Origin of the sequence: Salinicola lusitanus (assembly GCF_038648475.1) — a bacterium.
Taxonomy (GTDB): Bacteria; Pseudomonadota; Gammaproteobacteria; order Pseudomonadales; family Halomonadaceae; genus Salinicola; species Salinicola lusitanus.
Genome location: NZ_CP151919.1, coordinates 2,044,244 through 2,063,108, shown reverse-complemented (window position 1 = coordinate 2,063,108; position 18,865 = coordinate 2,044,244). Strand labels below are relative to the sequence as shown.

The following is an 18,865-nucleotide window of genomic DNA, read 5'->3' as shown; positions in this document are numbered from 1 at the left end:
CTCCTACCTCAAATGTTCTACCGCCGATAATTCCCAAAACGCTTTAATCCCCCGCCTCACCCTGCGCCCGCCACCATGGGCGCATGGATACGACACTCGCACTTCGCCACCCCATCGCCGCATGCTCGGCGCCGACCGCCAACCCCGTTGCGGTCTGTTCGCTGCGCGTCTCCGCCAGCGATGACCTGACCCGGCTGATCCCCGCCGGCACCTTCACGGCGCCGCGTGGATCGCTCGAGGGCCAAGGCCCGTGGCATCTTCTTGAGTCCCACGCTCGCTCGATCATCGAGCGAGCGGCGGCTCGCTCCACCGATATCGTCATCGACTACGAACACCAGACGCTGCTCGCCGAGCGTAACGGCTTGCCTGCGCCTGCCGCCGGCTGGGTCGACCCGCGCTCGCTGGAATGGCGTGCTGACGGCCTATACGGCCGCGTGAAGTGGACCGCTGCCGCTAGGGCGGCGATCGACGACGATTCGTATCGCTATCTCTCCCCCGTTTTCCCCTACGACGCGCAATCGGGCGATGTGCTCGACCTGCTGCACGTCGGGTTGACCAACACGCCGGCGATCGACACCGGCGCTATCACCGAACTGGCCGCAGCGCGCATGTCGTCAGGCCGCACTCCCAATGACCAGGAGGTCACCACCGTGGACCGCGAGAAGCTGATTGCCGCGCTCGGACTGAAAGCCGACGCCACCGACGAACAGATCGACCAGAAGATCGCCGCGCTCAAGGCCGGCAGCGATGACGCCAGCGCGCTGCGTTTGGCACTCGGTGCCAAGGATGACGCAAAGCCCGCCGACGCCGTGGCCGCGCTGAAAGCCGGCGTGACGCCCGCACAGCCGGACATGACCCAGTACGTTCCCAAGGCAGTATTCGAGGAACAACAGACGGCACTCGCCGCGCTGCGCACCGGCAGCAACGACGCCGAGCTGAAGGCGCTGATTGAAGAAGGCGTCAAAGACGGCCGCATCCCCGGCCAGGCAACGGCGGACTGGCTCCAGGGCCAGGGGCTCGCCGCGTGCAAAGCGTACCTCGACGGAGCGCCGCCGATCGCCGCGCTGCGTGGCAACTCGCAGACCCAGGGCAAGCCGCCGGCTGACGACAAGTCGGACGCGCTTTCCGAGACCGAGCTGGCTGTCTGCCGCGCGTCGGGTATCTCACCCGAGGAGTACCGCAAGGCCAACCCGACGGCCCAGTAAACGCCGCCGACTCTCGCGTCTCGCCCCCTGAATTCTCGACCGAGGACCACCACCGATGAATCGCAATACCGCATCCCGCGCCGGCATGCGCCGCGCCCATCTCGTGCTCGCCGGCGCCGTCTGCCACGCCGGCACGCTTGCCATGATCGATACCGACGGCTACGTCCAGCCCGGCCGCGAGGCCACCGGCCTGACTGCTGTCGGCGTGTTCGACAAGCTCGTCGACAACTCGGGCGGCCTTTCAGGCGACGCCCATGCCGAGGTCAATCGCGGCTATTTCAAGCTGGCTGGCGCCAGCGGTGCTGATGAGATCGCCGCTGGCGATATCGGCAAGCCCTGCTACGTCGTCGACGCCGAGACCGTGGCGCTGACCGACGGCGGCGGCACGCGCTCACCGGCCGGGATCATCGACGGCGTCGATGGCGATGGTGGCGTGTGGGTCAACGTCGACCCGACCAATGGCGTGGCGCTGGGCTAAGCCCCTCAAGCCAAGCCCCGCATACCACACCGATCATCAATCTCGAGGACGACCGACGATGGATCTCACATCCGCCAATCTCAACGCGCTGTTCAAGGCGTACAACACCAACTTCCAGCAAGGCTTCAACTCGCTGGGCGACAACGGCTCGCAGTACGAACAGATCTGCACCGTGGTGCCCTCGACCACTGCCGTTGAGGTTTACCCCTGGCTCAAGACGCTGCCGCGCATGCGCGAATGGCTTGGAGACCGTGTCATCCATGGTCTGGAAGGCGCGGACTTCGCGATCAAGAACCGCAAGTTCGAGCTAACCGCCGGCGTCTCTCGCGATGCGATCGAGGACGACACCTACGGCCTCTACGGTCCCACGTTTCAGGAGTTCGGCCGGTCCAGCCGCGAGCACCCCAACGAGCTGGCCGTCGAGGTACTGGCCAAGAATCCGGTCTGCTACGACGGCCAGCAGCTGTTCGACGCAGACCACCCGGTGCTGGACAAGAACGGCAAGGAAATCTCCGTCTCCAACGATATCGGTGGCAGTGGCGCCGCCTGGTACGTCGCGGATTTCTCCCGCGCCATCAAGCCGATGATCTTCCAGCGCCGGCGCGACTACTCGTTCCGGGCGCTCACTGATCTGAACAGCGACCGAGTCTTCATGACGGACGAGTTCGTGTTCGGCACCGATGCCCGCGTCAATGCCGGCCCCGGTCTGTGGCAGCTGATCGTGCGCTGCCAGGAAGAGTTCACGCCGGAAACCTACGAGGCCGCCCGCAAGCGCCTGCAGGATCTCAAGGGCGATCACGGCCGACCGCTGGCGCTGCGTCACACCCACACCATGGTGCCGGGCTCCATGGAAGGCGCTGCGCGCCGTGTGCTGAACAATAGCCAGGCGGCCAACGGCGCGACCAACGAGTGGGCCGGCACTTCCCAGCTGCTTCTCAACCCCTGGCTGCCAAGCGCCGCGTAAGTGGCGCCAGGCTCCCGTTCATCTGAGGAGAAAGCGACATGACCACCACTAACCGTAAGCGTTCGACCAGTGCCAAAAGCACCGCGAAACCCGCCCCGAATTCCGACAGCCAGGCGCCCGAGCAGGAAGCACCGGCGGAGACCGGGGAATCGGCGGCAACGCCGGCAGCGACCGTCGAATCTGCCGCCGGGCCGACGAACACGCCGGACAGCGGCCCGATTGAGGTCGTTACGGGCAACAGCGTCACTGGCGACGGCTCGGGCGAAGCGCTGCCCCCGGTCGACCCTGAAGCGGGCGAGCGCACCGCCGAGGGCGTGAGTGATGACGCCCAGGGCGACGACGCTACCGATGCCGCCCAGGACGAGATCCCCGCGCTGTTCATCCGCACTCGCAAGTCGATTTTGAAGCGCCGCCGCTGCGGTCACGTGTTCACGCCGGAGGGGCACGGCATCGCGCTTTCTGGCCTGAGCACCGAGCAGATCGCGGCCTTCGAAAGCGACCCGACGCTGGTCGTCGAGGAGTGCTCGTTCCCGGCGCAGCCGGATACGGACACGCAGTGATGGCCTACGTCGACCAGATGGCGCTGGTAACTCGCTTCGGCGAGGACGAGCTGCGGGCGCTGGCACCGGACGACAACGGTGGCATCGACACCAGCACCGTGCAGCGCGCCTGCGATGACGCGGCCGGCGAGATCGATGGTCGCCTCGCCGCCGCAGGCATCGAGACGCCGATGGTGCCGGTACCGGGTGCGGTGGCCGCGATCGCTGCCGACATCGCTCGCTACCGGCTCTACGACGACCAGGTCAGCGACGCGGTGAAAGGCCGTTACGACGATGCCATGCGGTTCCTGCTCGGCGTCTCGCGCGGCGATATCAAGCTCGGGCGAACCGCCAGCGAGGCGCCCAGCTCCGCCGGCGACGTTCAATTCAATGACAGCCGTCGCGTATTTCGCGGCGGTGGATTCTGAGGAGTGCCGACGATGGCCACGAAACCCCAGCCCCAGGAAAAACAGGACGCGCCCAAGGCGACCGAAGAGAAGTCCGCGGCGCCGGTCGCGCAGAAAGCGCCCTACAAGCCGACACCGGTTCGCTTGCGGGTGCGAACGAAGCAGACCGGCGCCAAGCGAACCGCGATCGGCCTGGTCTTCACCGGCAGCTGGCAAACCGTCGAGATCGCCAGGAACCACAGTGCCCACAAGGAACTGCTGGCCAACGGCGGGCTCGTCGTCGAGGAGTTGCCGTCGTCGGGTAGCAAGGCCAACTGATGCTGAGCCTGGAGCCGTGGCTCGAGCGGCTGAACGGTGCCGCGCTGGGCGTGCAAGCCAGCCTGGCGGCGGATGTCAAGGCCGCCCAGCAGGTCCGGGGCAACCCGAGCCTCACGCTGATCAGCGGCCGCGAGCGCGTCACGCACCAGGAGCGCCACCCGCGCACGCTGCACAAGGTGAGCTGCGAAGTGATGGTGGTGACAGGCGTGGCCCGCTTCGGTAGCGCGCGCTTTGGCACCGCGAAGGACCAGTTGGCGAATCTGCGTCAGCCGGTTCTCTCGCGGCTCATCTACTGGCAGCCGCCTGGCGCGGAGCTGCCGATTCGCTGGAACGGCGGGCAGCTGCTCGCCCTGACCGACAGCGCCCTATTCTGGGTCGATGTCGTCTCGACTGACTACTGGTGGGCCGATCAATCTCAGGAGACAACCCCGTGAGCAACCAACGTACCAATCGCCGCGTACTGCGCTTCGGCATCGAAGCGAGCTACAACGCGGACACCGTGCCGGACATGACGGCGATCCTGCCGACCTCCATCGACGTGACGCCGCTGGCCGGCAACGACATCGACCGCAGCTACATCCGGCCCCACTACGGCAACGCACCGCAAGCGCCGGGCGAGAAGCACGTCCAGGTGCAGGTGGGCGTGGAGCTGACCACTTCCGGTGAGGCCGGAACGCCGCCGCCCTGGGGCGCCCTGCTGCGTACCTGTGGCTGGACAGAGACCATCGTGCCGGCGGATGGCGAGACGACTGCCCAGGTCGTCTACGCGCCGGTCTCCGACAACGAAGACAGCGGCCGTTTCTACTGCCACGTCGACAAGAACCTGCACGAAGGGCGCGGTGCGCGCGGCACGCCGCAGTTCACGCTCAACGCCGAGTCGATCCCGGCGCTCCAGGTCACGCTGATGGCGCTGATTCAGCCGGTGACCAACGTCGCGCTGCCGGAGGTGGATCTCACTCACTGGCCCAAGGCGCTGCCGATCAACACGCTCAACACCCAGCCTTTGAAGGTGTTTGGCATCGCGTCGCCGTTCCAGTCGTTCTCGCTCGACATGAGCGCGCAGACCCGCCAGCGCACGGTGGTCGGGGCCAACGACATCGCCATCACCGGGCGTCAGCCGAGCGGCTCGCTGACGATCGATGACCCTGGCGTCGTCGCAGTGAACTACTTCCAGCGCTCGCTCAACGTCGAAACCGGCGAGATCTCGTTGATCCACGGCACCGAGCCGGGCTCGATCATCGAGATCGTGATGCCGTCCTGCTCGCTGGCCAGCCCGACCTACGCCGACGACCAGGGCGTGCAGATGCTTTCGATGAACTATCGGCCGGAGCCGGTCCAGGGCAACGACGAAGTCCGCATCATCTGCCGCTAAGCGCGGCGCTCTTTCTAACCAGCCCGAAGCCGCTGGGAAGGCCAGTCCGAACGATTCAGACATTTCAGGAGCTATGCCCGTGTTCAAGGTCAACCGCAACCGCACTTATCAATACCCCGTAACCGCCACCGTCTACGACGCCGAGGGCAAGGAGCAGACCGGCAAGTTCAAGGCGCACTTCAGGGTGCTACCCCACGACCAAGCCAAGGAACTGCCGGAAGACACCACGCTGCTGGATGCCGTGCTGACCAGCGTTAGCGAGATCGAGATCGGTGGCGAGGATGGCCAGCCGCTCGCCGGCAACGAGCTGCTGGAAGCTGTGAAGAATGACCCGGCACTCTCCGCCGCCACCGTGGGTGCTTACCACGAGTCGATCGCAAAAAAGAACCGGCCCAGAACCTGATCGACGCCGGCCGTTTCTGGGCCGGTGCTGACCGGGCTTCACGATCGGAGGCCGAGTTTCGCGCGGAAGCGGCGGAGCTCGGCGTTCGGCTACCGGATGAGCCAGAGGAGCTGGACGAATCAACGGCCGACGAATTCGAGGTACTACCGGAGAACTGGGACGCGCTGGAGCTGTTCCTCGACTGCTCGACCCAATGGCGCCAGGCCCCGATGGGGGGGCTGACCGGGCTGGATTACAGCGCGGTTTACGTGGTCATGCAAATCCACGCTGTGCCACCCGACGAAGGCCGTGACCGCCTACAACAGATCCGGCTGCTCGAGCGCGGCGCGCTCAATGAGATGAACAAGGCGAAAGGCTAGATGGCTGACAACCTCACTCTCAAAGTCACCCTGCGCGGGGATGGTCGCCATCTCTCCGGCACGCTGCGTGACGCCTCCGGTGAGGTCCGCGAGTTCGGGGCGACATCGGATCGCTCAGGGCGTCAGTCATCGGCCGCTTTCGATCGTACCGGCCGCAGCGTGCGCGGTGTCAATCGTGAGGTCACGGAACTCAACCGTGTCAGCGACCTCGCCCGCAACTCGCTACTCGCCTTGGGTGGGGCGATTTCGGTTCGTGAGGTAATCGGCTATTCGGACGCATGGACCAATACCACCAACCAGATCCGCACGGTCTCGGACAGCAACGAGCGACTGATCGCCAGCCAACAACGGCTGATGGCGATCGCCAATGACACCCGAACATCCTACGAGTCCACCGCCAACCTCTATGCCCGCCTGACCCGAGCGACAACCAAGCTCAATCTCGGCTATGAGCGCACTTATAGCCTGGTCGAGACGATCAATAAGTCGTTCGCGGTTTCCGGTGCCACCGCAGAGGAAGCGTCTGCCGCGATCGTACAGTTGTCCCAGGGGTTGGCTGCTGGCGCCCTGCGCGGAGACGAGTTCAATTCCGTCTCGGAGCAAGCCCCGGCGATCATGTACGCAATCGCTGACTCGCTGAACATGACGCTCGGCGAGCTGCGTGAGTTCGCGGCATCCGGCGGCATCACCGCAGAGATCGTCGTCAACGCGCTGGAAAAGGCCAGCGCGGCGATCGATGAGACCTTCGGCGGGTCGATTGCCTCGTTTGGCCAGAAGATGGCCGTGGCTCGCAACGAGATGATCCAGTGGGTGGGAACCAGTGATCAAGTCAGCGGCGCTGTCCACCTCACGGGCGATGCCGTGCTCGGCCTGGTCGGTCATATGGACGAGCTGGTCACTATCGCTACGGTGCTTGCCACCCTCTACGGCGGTCGAGTCGCGGGCGCGTTGGCCAGCTCAGCAGCAGGATATGCAGCCCGTACCATCGCCACCGTCCGTGATACCCAAGCCCAACGTGATGCATCCGCCGCCGAAGCGGGTCGCCAACTGGCCCTGGCCCGCACGGCGGCGGCGGAGAAGACGGCGGAGGCCAACAACGCCTCGTTGGCCGCACGCCGAGCCCTCTCCGCCCGTCAGGACGCGGCCAACAACGCCGCCAACCTTGCCCAGGTAAGGGCCTCGCTGGTTGCGGAGCGTGAGCTGGAAGCGCAGCGGTTACAGGCGCAAATTTCCGCGACCGGTCGCCAGCGCTCGATCGCTCGGATGGCGGAGCTGCGACGTTCCGAGATGCTGGTTACGACCCAGCTAACCGCCGCCAACGCAAAGCTGACCCAGACAGAAGCGGCAGTGACGTCCGCCAGTCGCGCGGCGACCTTGGCCTCGGCTGAACAGGCGGCTGCAACGCGAGCTGCAACCGTGGCCCAAGGGGCATACACAGGGGCGATGCGTGCCTCTAGCGCTGCCGCCACTACGATGGCTGCAGCGGCGCGTGGTGCTTCGGCAGCCTTGGCGTTGATTGGCGGCCCCGCGGGTGCTGCATTGATCGCCGTGGGTGCGCTTTACGCCTTCCGGGAAGAACTGGGCTTCGTCAGCAAGAAAGCCAATGACGCGAAGACGAAAGTCGATCAGCTAACCGGCAGTCTGGATGGTCTGACCGAGGCACAGGTCCATAACAAGCGAGCGTCGCTGGTGCAGGATCTGGTCGAGGCCCGGATCGAAGCCGAGAAGCTGCAGAAGCAATTCTCGGCGCTGGAGAAGCAGAACCGCGATCAGATGATCACCAACCAGGGCCGAGCCGGCTCGGCCTGGTTTGAACGCCAGAAGCTGAGCCCGCAGCTGGCGGAGGCGAAGTCCGTCGTCGCGACCCTCCAGCAAGGCCTTGACGACTTCGATGAGCAGGTCGCTCGCATCCAAACCTCGGCGACATCCGGGGTCAAGATCTTCAAGACGCTGGATCAGTGGCTGTTCGATACCGGTGAGACGGCTGACCAGACGTCTACCTCGGTCGCGACCCTGGCTAAGCAAACGAGCGCCTACGACAACGCCCTACAGGGCTTGCTCGATAAGCTCGACCCGGTCGCCAAGTCACAGCGCGACTTCCAGGCAGACACGCAACTGCTCAACCAGGCGGTGTCTCAGGGCGCCATCACGTTCGACCGCTATTTCGAGTTGGTCGACAAACTCCAGTTGGCCTACCAGAACGCCGGCGATGCCGCCCAGGTCTATGGCCTGGACGGCAGCAACGCGGCGGAGGCGGTCACGCGCGAGATGACCGTGCTCGAGACAACGCTCAAGCGAAGCCTTGAGCGCACCGACGACGCCTTCGTCGACTTCTGGGAGAACGTGATCAGCGGCAGCAAGAACACGTTCGATGCGTTCAAGCAGGTCGCGATCTCGACGCTGGCCGAGATCATCCACGCCTACACCACGCGCAAGATCACCGCGTCTCTGGGGCTATCGCTCGCCGGTACCGGAACGGCCGCCGCCGATGGCATGGGCGGTCTCGGCGGTGGCGGCATGGATCTCACCAGTCTGGGCAAGACGATCTACCAGGGCATCACCGACGGCTTCGGAGCGATCGACTGGACCGGAGCGCCGACCGGCGCGACGTCTTACGCTCAAGGCTTTGGCTCCCAAGTCGCAACTAGCGGCGGACAGTTCGGCGGCTCCTTCTCCAACTTCAGTGGTATGAATGGCATCGCATCTCTGGGGGCCGGTTATGCAGGCAGCCAGGTTGGGACGAAGCTGGGATCATCACTGTTCGGCAAGCAGGCCAACTCGCAATGGGGTTCCACCATCGGTGGCGCGGTCGGCACCTACTTTGGCGGTCCGATCGGGGCGTTCGCCGGCTCGACACTGGGCGGGATGGTCGATTCGCTGTTCGGTTCCGGTCGCAAGGCAAAGGTCAAAGGCTGGCAAGGCGGGCTGGGCTCCAACGGCGACAACGAGTATCGCGATTACCACGCGGATACGGCATTTGGCACATTCACGATCCTCGACAAGGTCAAGACCGAGCCCGAGGACATTCTCAACATGCTCGACGCGTTCGAGCAGATCGATGGCGTGCTGTCGGACGCGATGACCGAGGTGCAGCGCAAGGCCGTCACCGACGACTTCGCCTCCGGCTGGAAGATCAACGAGTCGAACGTCGGCGAGGTGTTCGCAAAGCGCTATGAGCGGCTGTTACGCACGCTGGATGGCCAAGCATCCGACGGCGTCGAGAAAGCGCTACTCGAGCGCGTGCCGGAACTCACGAACGACAATACCGAGGAGTGGTCGACCGCACTGGCCGGCGCATTGCAGCTCAACAAGTTGATCGATGGGCTGTCAGGGAACGTTCGTGCCTATGCCTCACAAGTCGTCGAAGATACGAACCTCTCCATCGACGACGCGCTCTCCCAGATTACCGCCGGCGTCTCGGCCCACGCCGCCGTCTCCGCGATCACGGATGAGCTCAACCTGACCTTCGACAAGATGGGCGATCAGGCCGTCGAGGCGTCGCTGGATCTCGCTCAGCTCACGGGCGGGCTAGAGAACCTGCAGAGCCAGGCTCAGACCTACTATCAAAATTTCTTCACCGATGCCGAGCGCCAGCAGCGTGCGATCGAGCAGCTAACCCCGGTGCTCCAGACCGTGGGGCTCTCCGCCGCCTCGACCCGCGAGCAGTTCCGCGACGTCGTGGAATCGCTCGACCTCAATACCGAAGCTGGCCGCAAGACATACGCCGAGTTGATGAGCGTCGCCGGCGCCTTCGCCGAGATCTCCGGTCCGATCCAGGAGACTACACAGTCGCTCGAGGATCTGCAGGCGGCCGCCAAATCGCAGGTCGAGAGTGCCAAAGACGCCGTGCGCCAGGCGTATGAGACCTTCGCCAGCCAGGCCTTCGATCAGCAGGTCACGCTCTTGCAGCTCGCCGGCCGCGACCAGGAGGCACTGAACCTGCAGCGCCAGCAAGAGCTGGAAACGATCGACGAGAGCCTGCGACCGATCCAGGAGCGCATCTGGGCATTGCAAGACGAGCAGTCCGCGCTCCAGGACGCCCGCCAGGCCAGCGCCGATTATCGCTCCGCGCTCGAGCAGGCCTCGAGCCAGCTCGACGGCACCTTGGGCAATATCAGCGCCTGGATCGACCAGCAGACCGCCACCGGCGGCTCACCAAGCGTCAATTTGCAGGAAGCGCAGGCCCAATTCGCACGCCAATTGGCACTTGCCGAGAATGGCGACCGCGACGCGCTCAACTCGATTACCCAGTACGCCGACCGCTACCAGCAGGCCGGCCAGTCGTATTACGGCTCAGGCTCCGGCTATCAACGCATCCGCGATGAAGTGCTCGACGCGCTTGGCGAGTTGCCCGACCAGGTGTCTGCCGAGGAGTATATCGCTGACGAGATCAAGCAGGCGCTGATCGAGCAAACCGACGGCATCACCACGAAGCTCGCCGATGTGCTGCGTGGGGATAACCCGGCCTCCATCGGTACCGAGCTGGCTGGCTACTTCGCGACCCTAGCAGGCGGTATCGACGGCGTGCTGACCCGCGACCAGCTCAAGCTGGTGATGAACGGCAAGGCCACCGATCGCCAGCTCGACGCGATGATCCGGGCGCTGGATCTCAACGGTGACGACATCGTCTCCGGGCTGGAATCGGTCATCGTCTCCGGCATGCCCACGGACGCGACCCTGGCTAACGTGCTCGGCTCCCAGCTGCGGGCCAACGGCAACAAGGCGCTGACGGAGCACCAGGTACGTTCCGCGCTCTCTCCGATCGCGACCGATGCGGAGATCCAGGCGCTGATCCGCGCCACCGATGCCAACGGCGACGGCCTGCTGGATGCGCAGGAAGTCGCCAACGCCCGGCTCGGCGGGCTGGCACGCGGTATCGGCGGCGCGCTGAATCCGATGTTCGACAAGATCGACTCGTCGCTGGACGGGCTGATCGATTACGGAGAATTCGGGAAGTATTTCAAAGGGCTGGCCAGCGATTCGCAGCTGCAGCAGATCTTTCGTCAGCTCGACACGGATGGTGATGGCCAGATATCGGCGCTAGAGGCGGTGAAGGCATCGACCGACAAGGTGGGCAACAACACCGGGTCGATCGAAGAGCGCTCGCTGGAGCAGCTCGAGCGGCTCACAAACCTGACGTCTGAGATGGCGCGCAGCACCGACCAGTTCATTACCCTCAACTCGAACATGGTTTCACTCCGCGACGCGATCGGTGCACTGGGCGTGGCGCAGGAAGAGCTGGCGCGGATCGAGAAGGCCCGACAGGAAGCCGAAGCAGCGGCCAAGCAGCGCGCCGAGCTCGAGCGCCAGCTCACCAGCATCGAGTCGAAGCTGGACCGTGAGCAGTCCCGCTACGACGATGCGGACCAGACCCGGCTTGGCCTCTACGAAGACCGAAGCGCGGCCGCCTACAAGGAGAACCGGTTCAGCGCAGCGTCCTCCTCGTTCGATGACATGGATCGCTCCTATAAGGGCTATACCGGCTACATCGGTGACGAGAACGCCTGGTATGACGGAGGTCTCAAAACGTCGGGGAATAGTGCCGAAAAGCACAACGTCGGGAAGCTTTGGTACTCGATGAAGGACTTCATCGATCTCTACCAATCCCAGACCGGTAAAGGCGACTACAAGCAGTTGGCGTTAGACGAGACCGACTGGTATGGCGTCGGCGATTCCCGTAACCGCTACGAGATCGAGTACGGCGGCAAGACCTACAAGGCCGGTTACGACTCCAACGGCGTGCAAGACCTGGATGATGTCTGGACGGAGATGCAGAAGGCTCTGAACAGCTACTACGGCACCTCGTTCGACTACAAGGCCATAGACAGCGTCTCCGACATCAACCGCGACCTGGATCGATTCGGCGACGTCATGGACGACGCCAAGAACGATATCCGCGACTACCAGAAACAGATCGACAAGCTGGCCAAGGAGATCGCGAAGCTCAAGCAGGTCGAGCAGTACGACGGCAGCCACGCCGATGGGCTCTCGTACGTGCCGTTCGATGGCTATCGCGCGGAGTTGCACCGGGGCGAGCTGGTCGCCACGGCCGATGAAGCACCGGCGGTGCGGGAATTCCTCAGCGGCAAGATGGTGTCGCTGCCACCGACCTCACAGCCGCCGACCAGCAACGCTCAAGTCGAAGGCTTACTCCGCCGGCTGGCCCAACTTACCGCTGAAAATACCGAGTTGCTGAAGCGTCTCGAATCTCACGGCGCTGCCGGCGTTCGGGTCGCTCAGGCGGGACATCAGCGATCCATTCGGCAACTGGAGCGCATCGCAGGTACCAATGAGAGCATGGATGATCGCGAGCGGATGGGGGCCATGTCATGACCTGGCTACTCACCATCGAAGCCCGCGACCCGGACAACCAGCCCTGCGTGCTGCGTTTCTCCGATGGCGCTTATGACGCGCCGGACGACACGCTTTATCTGCCACGCATCCAACAACCGGGGCTCTACCAGGCCGGGCTCTACGCCGGCGAGATCGTTAGTGTCGATCGCTCCGGCTTCGGCGAAACAACGTTGATCAACACCGATGGCGGCCTGGATTACCTGGTCGACTACGCCGTGGATGGTCGCGCCGTGGTGCTGTCGCTGGCGACCGAAACGGGCGTGACCGAGATCCTGCGCGGCACCGCCGCCGGGCTCACCTACCAGCGCAACGAGGTATCGCTCAAGCTGCGCGCGCCCCAGGCGCTGTTGCAGCGTCCGCATCCGTATCAGACCTATGCCGGTACCAACACGCTGCCGGAGGGCGTCGAAGGCACGGCCGACGATATCCAGGGCCAGCCCAAGCCTCGCGTCTATGGCGACGTGCGCAACGCCCAGCCGACGCTAGTCAACACTGCCAAGCTTATCTATCAGATCAGCAGCCGAGATAATTGCACGGTCACCAGCGTCTACGACAAGGGCGCCAAACTAACGGCTGGAGCGGCCTACAGCTCACTGACGCAGCTGCAAAGCACCGCGCCTGCCGCCGGTGAGTGGCGAGCCTGGCGCGGCTACCTGCGCTTGGGTGACAGCCCCGTCGGTACGTTGACCTGTGACGCTCGCACCGCCGACACCGGCATCGACGCCGTGATTGCCATGCTCTGCGACGAAGTCGATCAGCCATGCGATACGTCCGCGCTCTCGGGCATGGGCAGCGTCGGGCTCTATGTTACCGATACCGCCGACACGGCGGCGCTGCTCGACCGGCTCGTTGCCGCCGGTGCCTGGTGGCGTATCGACGCCGCAGGGACGCTGCGCGCGGCACGGCTCGAAGTGCCCCTCACTCAGTCAGACGGCTCGCCAGCGAAGATCCAGGACCACGAGATCCTATCGCTCGATCGTAAAGCGGCTGGCGCCAGCAGCGATGGGCTGCCGATCTGGCGGGTCACGGTGCGGGCCGATCGTCTCGAGACAACGCAGACCGACCTCGCCGGCGCCGTCGATGAGGGCCGCCGCGGCCGGCTTGGCCGGCAGTACCGCGAAGCGATCGCCGAGCGGCCCGACGTGCTCGAGCGCCATCCCCTCGCTGGCGAACTGGAGATCGACTCCTGCCTGCGGGATCTCGCCGATGCTCAGGCGGCCGCCGAGGCGATTCTGGAGCTGGTCAGCGTGCGCCGCGATCGCGTGACGCTCGAGGGGCGCGTCGCTCGCCATCGTCTCGAGATCGGCGCCGGCGTCGAGATCGTCACCCCGCGTCAGGGTTACGCCGCCGGCCGAACCATGCTGGTGCTTGGCCAGCAGATCAACGCCCGCACCGGGCGTCTCACACTGGAGCTCTGGGGCTGATGGCACTGAATCCCGACAAGATCACCCTGTGCTGGCCCAACCTGGTCGACAAGGCATCGCTCTCCGGCGGCGCCTGGCTAGCCGGCCTGCCGCTGGCCTTGGCCCAGGACTCGACGCTGGCCGTACGCTGTAAGAGCGTCGATGCCACACCTGAATCGACCTGGTTCGATATCACGCTCGACAAGCCGCGGCCGATCCAGTGCCTGGCCATTGCCGCCCACTCGTTCAGCGCGCCGGCGCGCTACCGCGTGCGCATTTATGGCGATGTCGAGCAGCAGTTTCCACTCTGGGACAGCGCCTGGCAGACCGTATGGCCGCAGCTCTTTGCCACCAGCGAGCTGGAGTGGGAATACGACAACTACTGGCTCGGCACCATCGCCGAGGATGACCGCGCCCTCTATACGCCGCTGCTGACGGTTTTCTCAGACGACGTCCAGCTCGCCCAGAGCGTGCGCGTCGAGATCGACGACGCCGGCAACCCGGAGGGCGCGGTTCGCTTCGGTCGCGTTTTCCTCGCCGACGCCTGGCAGCCGGACGTCAACGTCTCATTCGGCATCCAACATGGCTTCGACAACGCCACCGAATTCGCCGAGGCCGGCGATCGCACCGAGTACGCCGACGTCAAGCGCCAGCGGCGTACCGCGACGTTCAGCCTGGATTGGCTCTCCGAGGAAGAGGCGTACCAGCGTCTCTACTCGCTGCAGCGCGTGCTGGGTACCCATGGGGAGGTCGTCTACGCCTTCAATCTGGCGGCCCGACCGGAAAACTTCGCCCGGACGTTTCTGGCGCGACAGCAGCAGCTCGATCCGCTCGCCCAGCCCTATGAATTCACGCACACCAACAGCATGAAACTGCTGGAGATCCTCTGACATGGCAGAAGTCATATTCCCCGAAGACCTAGGCGGTGACGGCCTCGTCGTCACCGACGACGCCAACCCAGACACCGGCCTCGCTGCCGGTGGCCACCGCCTGCGCTTCGTTCCCGCCCTGGCCAACACCGTGGCCGTGGCCCGCACAGCGAAACAGCAAGCAGCGTTGGCGCAGACGCTGGCCGACCAAGTGGCCGCTGATCGCAAGCAGACCGGAGAGGACCGGGATGCCATCGCCGGGGCGCGGGAAGCCACGGCCGCCGATCGGCAACAGACCGGACTAGATCGCGAAGCCACAAAAGCCGATGCCGAAGCTACCGCCGCTGATCGCCAGCAGACCGGCGAGGACCGCCAGGCAACGACCGCTGCTGCCGAGGCTGCGGCCGCCGATCGCCAGCAGACCGGCAAGGATCGCACCGCGACAGCCGCTGCCGCCGAGGCTACGGCCGCCGATCGCCAGCAGACCGGAGAGGATCGCACCGCAACGAACGCCGCCGCCGAGGCCACGGCCGCCGATCGCCAGCAGACCGGAGAAGATCGCCAAGCAACGGCCGCCGATCGCGAAGCCGCGCAATCGGCGGCAGCCAGTGTCGATGCCGAAAAGATCATGCATGCCAGGGGCTCGGGGCTGCCGAATGAGGTGGGAACGGCGGCGACGCGGAATGTGGGTACCGAAGCCGGCAACCTGATGGAGGTCGGGGCGTTTGGGGTGGGTTCACATGGTGTGAGGCTGACCGATGCTGACGACTTGGCAAGCCTCCCTTTCGTTGACGCTACATATTGCTGCTATAGCAGCAAGCCGGTGAATGCCCCTGAGTCAGGTGGGACTACAGCTGTTATCTCTGTGCGCGCAACTTCCAGCGGCAGCTATCAATTCAAAGAGTTTGATTACACCGACAACGCTGGGCGTAAATTCAACGCTGTTCAGAGACAGAATTCGGACACAATCAATTGGATTCGCTCGGTAAGCTCCGCTACCGCTGTTGGTGATGTATCCGATCCATTGTCTGGCGCAATTGTCGAGTCCGGAGAAAACGAAAACGGCAGCTACACCAAGTTCGCGGATGGGACGCTCATCTGCCGAGGTGTAGACACGATTCCCTACGACACCCGCCTGCGCTGCAGGCTCTATAAAACGATGCCCGCCCCCTTCGCAAATGACACGGGGTCGGTCTGCGTTCTGCCGGACTGGGGAAGCCGAGGCACGAAGTTCAACCAGGCAATTCCTGCCGGGGGGCTCGCAAACAATGGGTATAACGCCCATCTGGCGTTCTGGGCGCCGGACACCTCCGAGTTTGAGACGACGGACTCGTTCCCTAAAACTGCCTGGATGGCGATCGGTATCGCTCGCTAAACGGAGAAGCTATGAAGCTACTGCTATCACCCGTGCGGAGTGACGACGCCGTCACATATCACCGTGAAGGGGAACGTCTGATTATCGAGGTCAACGGGCAGCGTGACACATTCGATTTCACGGGGGCCAGCGACGGCGTCTTTCATGACTTCACCTCCGACACACTGCCATTCGTTCCCATCGAGAGCGCTTCATGCGATAGCGGCTCGCTAACCGTGGTGGTCATTTCACCCTATGGGCCGGAACCAGCCAGAACAGCGTTCGAAACTGACGATGCATTCCGGGAAGCTTTCGAAGCTTGGAGTGTTCAGCGGTCTACACGAGAGGTTGAAATCTAATGGGCAGCTTTACCCACACACCGCCCCCTTCCTCCACTGATCGGCTAGCGGAAGCTCGAGCCCGCGCGCTCAGGCGACTGAACGACAGCTACGAAGCCGCCGCTAGCCCGCTGCTCCGGGAGTATCCGGAAATCGAGCGGCTAAGCTGGGGCACCCAACAGACCGAGGCCAATGCCTATCGTGCGTGGCAGGACGCCGACAAGCCGGACGACGCGCCCCAAACACCGGCTTTGGAAGCAATCCTCGCGGGGCGCAATGGTAACACCGGCACCGAGACGCTCGAGCAGCTCGTCGCCGCAGTGCTCGCCCGCGCCGAGGCGTTCATCGCTTGGCAGACGTTCACCGGCACACGGCAACGCGGCGAGTGGGCAATACAGGACGCCCAGACGCCGGAGGCGGCGCTCGCGGTGACCTGGGAGAGTTTGACGGCCAGCTAGGCCGGGGAAGAGGAGCGATCGCCGGAGGTGCGGACACACCACCGGCGACCCCAACAGCAGATCCAGCCTGCGTGTCGGCCAGGGCTCCCCGCATCGCGCGATGCACGCGGGAGTCTAGGCGAAACGTTAGATCGACAGAAGGCCTGGATGAATGAAAGCGATCCGCTGTAGCGGTTGTAGCAAGCTGCTGGCACGCGCCAGCCGATTCGACACCATCGAAATCAAGTGCCCGCGCTGCGGGCGACTCCATACCCAGAGAGCCACGAGCTCCATGCCAAACAGGATGCAAAATCGTGGCTCAACCGATAATCCCGTGGATGGGCGGCAAGCGAAGGCTGGCCGATAGGATCTTCCCTCTAATGCCCGCCCATGAGTGCTACGTGGAACCCTTCGCCGGCGGTGCGGCCCTCTTCTTCCTGCGTGCTCAACCCGCGCAGGTCGAGGTGTTGAACGACATCAACGGCGATCTGGTGAACCTCTACCGGGTCGTCCAGAACCATCTGGAAGAGTTCGTCAGGCAATTCAAGTGGGCGCTCTCGAGCAGGCAGGTATTCGAGTGGCTGAAGCTGACCCGCGTCGAGACGCTGACGGACATCCAACGCGCCGCGCGCTTCTACTACCTGCAGCAGAACGCCTTCGGCGCTCGCATCGAGGGCCAGACATTCGGCACCGCCACCACCACACCGCCGGGGCTCAACCTGCTAAGACTGGAGGAATCGCTGTCAGCCGCGCACCTGCGGCTGGCCAGCACCTACATTGAGCACCTGAGCTGGCAAGACTGCATCGCCCGATACGACCGCCCCCACACGCTGTTTTACCTCGACCCGCCGTACTGGCAGACCGAGGGTTATGGCGTTCCCTTTGGCATCGAAGAATACGAGCAGATGGCCGATATCCTCGGTAGGCTCAAGGGCAAGGCGATCATCTCGCTGAACGACCATCCCGACATCCGTCGCGTTTTCGCTGGCTACCACATCGAGACGACCGACATCAGGTATACAGTGGGTGGCGGTAAGGGCCAGGAGGCTCGCGAGGTGCTGATCTTCAGTTGGGATGTGGAGGCCGAGCCGGCGGGGCTTTTCTAGGGCAATGATAACTGCCGATTGAACGAGGGCTATGCGGCTATTGTGGGCGCTCCATGTAACGTCCCTCAGCGCCACGCTTCGCTCTAGGAACACCGGCAGTGCAAAAACACTGCCGGCCTATAGCCTTCAGACTCCTTTCCACTTTCTAACAGCGACAAGATCGCCCTGAAATTCGTAACCCGGTTTGGTATTACGCTCGATCACTCCTTCAGAGACGGCTTGGTTCATAAATGGTTGAGCTTGCTCATAATTTGGTACGTGTAAGCGTTTTATCATTTCCAGCACCTCCTCGGGGTTCTGGAACTCACTATCAGACAGATTTTGTAGCAGAACCATCAGTCCGTCGGGAGTCGCAAAAAAATCAAGCCCCAAGTCAGAAACCATATTCCCCCCCTGCCGGTACGCTTGATCAGTGTCGTACTGGCACCCTTGACTACGAGGCGAAGCAAGTCGAGCGTGTACTAGACGAAGGGAATGCGAGGGCGTGCTTTCGCCGTTGGGAAGCGCTTGGTGCAGCCATTCTACCCATCCGTCCTCAGCTTCGTTTATAGGTCCACCGCAAGAGTCACAAGTCCAAGTCATAACAGTCCTACCCATTTTCTAGGTTGAGGTGATCGCCTATCAAGCGATGAGGTTACACTTTGGCAACAAAAATATGGGTATGTCCAGTAACCTTCGAGAGCTGACAGCAATCGAGGCGTGGCGGTGCTGCGAAGAAATGTCTTTTACGTTGAGGAGGTCGAGGCCGAGATCCGGCGGCGCTGCTACCTACGATGGTGCGACGTTCGGTATGTTAAGAAGTGGACTCGGGCTGATGAAACCAGGGGATGAGAGATGGTGGAGATAGGTGCAGCACTGACAGCGCTTCGCACGGCTTACGACACAGCTAGAGCCGCTAAAGACGTCAACGACGCAGCAGCTTTGAACGCAGCGGTCAGCGACATCATGGAACGGCTGAC

General features: G+C 63.8%; 19 protein-coding genes. 18 read left to right on the top strand and 1 reads right to left on the bottom strand.

Features of this window, described 5'->3' with window-relative positions:
- Nucleotides 1-83: 83 nt before the first annotated feature.
- The 18 genes from AAGT95_RS09470 to AAGT95_RS09395 all read left to right on the top strand — a co-directional run bounded on the left by AAGT95_RS09470 (nt 84) and on the right by AAGT95_RS09395 (nt 17,906).
- Nucleotides 84-1,205 (top strand): phage protease, encoded by a 1,122-nt coding sequence (locus AAGT95_RS09470; protein WP_342596320.1) that lies wholly within the window; start codon nt 84-86, stop codon nt 1,203-1,205.
- A gap of 55 nt (nt 1,206-1,260) precedes the next feature.
- The gene (locus AAGT95_RS09465) at nt 1,261-1,683 is read left to right on the top strand and encodes a hypothetical protein (RefSeq protein WP_342596319.1); all 423 of its coding nucleotides are present in this window, start codon (nt 1,261-1,263) and stop codon (nt 1,681-1,683) included.
- 58 nt (nt 1,684-1,741) lie between these two features.
- On the top strand, nt 1,742-2,647 hold the full coding sequence (locus AAGT95_RS09460; protein WP_342596318.1) for a Mu-like prophage major head subunit gpT family protein: 906 nt from the start codon (nt 1,742-1,744) through the stop codon (nt 2,645-2,647).
- A gap of 38 nt (nt 2,648-2,685) precedes the next feature.
- Nucleotides 2,686-3,207, top strand: a complete 522-nt coding sequence (locus tag AAGT95_RS09455) for a hypothetical protein (RefSeq protein WP_342596317.1) — start codon at nt 2,686-2,688, stop codon at nt 3,205-3,207.
- Nucleotides 3,207-3,614 carry a DUF1320 domain-containing protein gene (locus tag AAGT95_RS09450; RefSeq protein WP_342596316.1) on the top strand — a complete coding sequence of 136 codons (408 nt, stop codon included), beginning with the start codon at nt 3,207-3,209 and terminating at the stop codon, nt 3,612-3,614. Before AAGT95_RS09455 ends, AAGT95_RS09450 begins: the two co-directional genes overlap by 1 nt.
- 12 nt (nt 3,615-3,626) lie before the next feature.
- A complete protein-coding gene (locus AAGT95_RS09445; RefSeq protein ID WP_342596315.1) occupies nt 3,627-3,911 on the top strand; it encodes a hypothetical protein in 285 nt (94 codons plus the stop codon).
- Complete coding sequence (locus tag AAGT95_RS09440; RefSeq protein ID WP_342596314.1) at nt 3,911-4,345, top strand: phage tail terminator protein; 435 nt, start codon at nt 3,911-3,913, stop codon at nt 4,343-4,345. The genes AAGT95_RS09445 and AAGT95_RS09440 overlap by 1 nt, the downstream gene beginning before the upstream one ends.
- Nucleotides 4,342-5,283: a phage tail tube protein gene (locus AAGT95_RS09435; RefSeq protein WP_342596313.1), complete on the top strand. Its 942-nt coding sequence runs from the start codon at nt 4,342-4,344 to the stop codon at nt 5,281-5,283. The genes AAGT95_RS09440 and AAGT95_RS09435 overlap by 4 nt, the downstream gene beginning before the upstream one ends.
- A 79-nt stretch (nt 5,284-5,362) precedes the next feature.
- On the top strand, nt 5,363-5,686 hold the full coding sequence (locus tag AAGT95_RS09430; RefSeq protein ID WP_342596312.1) for a hypothetical protein: 324 nt from the start codon (nt 5,363-5,365) through the stop codon (nt 5,684-5,686).
- Nucleotides 5,683-6,045 (top strand): DUF1799 domain-containing protein, encoded by a 363-nt coding sequence (locus tag AAGT95_RS21655; RefSeq protein WP_425356055.1) that lies wholly within the window; start codon nt 5,683-5,685, stop codon nt 6,043-6,045. The genes AAGT95_RS09430 and AAGT95_RS21655 overlap by 4 nt, the downstream gene beginning before the upstream one ends.
- Complete coding sequence (locus tag AAGT95_RS09425; RefSeq protein WP_342596311.1) at nt 6,046-12,378, top strand: tape measure protein; 6,333 nt, start codon at nt 6,046-6,048, stop codon at nt 12,376-12,378.
- Complete coding sequence (locus AAGT95_RS09420; protein ID WP_342596310.1) at nt 12,375-13,823, top strand: hypothetical protein; 1,449 nt, start codon at nt 12,375-12,377, stop codon at nt 13,821-13,823. Before AAGT95_RS09425 ends, AAGT95_RS09420 begins: the two co-directional genes overlap by 4 nt.
- Nucleotides 13,823-14,692, top strand: coding sequence for a hypothetical protein (locus AAGT95_RS09415; RefSeq protein ID WP_342596309.1), 870 nt, complete (start codon nt 13,823-13,825; stop codon nt 14,690-14,692). Before AAGT95_RS09420 ends, AAGT95_RS09415 begins: the two co-directional genes overlap by 1 nt.
- Nucleotide 14,693: 1 nt before the next feature.
- Complete coding sequence (locus AAGT95_RS09410; RefSeq protein ID WP_342596308.1) at nt 14,694-16,046, top strand: hypothetical protein; 1,353 nt, start codon at nt 14,694-14,696, stop codon at nt 16,044-16,046.
- Nucleotides 16,047-16,057: 11 nt separating this feature from the next.
- The gene (locus AAGT95_RS09405; RefSeq protein ID WP_342596307.1) at nt 16,058-16,384 is read left to right on the top strand and encodes a hypothetical protein; all 327 of its coding nucleotides are present in this window, start codon (nt 16,058-16,060) and stop codon (nt 16,382-16,384) included.
- A complete protein-coding gene (locus AAGT95_RS09400; protein WP_342596306.1) occupies nt 16,384-16,821 on the top strand; it encodes a hypothetical protein in 438 nt (145 codons plus the stop codon). The genes AAGT95_RS09405 and AAGT95_RS09400 overlap by 1 nt, the downstream gene beginning before the upstream one ends.
- Nucleotides 16,822-16,972: 151 nt before the next feature.
- A complete protein-coding gene (locus AAGT95_RS21650; protein ID WP_425356051.1) occupies nt 16,973-17,167 on the top strand; it encodes a Com family DNA-binding transcriptional regulator in 195 nt (64 codons plus the stop codon).
- Complete coding sequence (locus tag AAGT95_RS09395) at nt 17,139-17,906, top strand: DNA adenine methylase (protein ID WP_342596305.1); 768 nt, start codon at nt 17,139-17,141, stop codon at nt 17,904-17,906. The genes AAGT95_RS21650 and AAGT95_RS09395 overlap by 29 nt, the downstream gene beginning before the upstream one ends.
- Before the next feature lie 126 nt (nt 17,907-18,032).
- Here the strand turns inward: AAGT95_RS09395 and AAGT95_RS09390 are convergent, their stop codons facing one another.
- Entirely contained in the window at nt 18,033-18,290 is a 258-nt protein-coding gene (locus AAGT95_RS09390; RefSeq protein WP_342596304.1) for a hypothetical protein, read from the bottom strand.
- Nucleotides 18,291-18,865 lie beyond the last annotated feature (575 nt).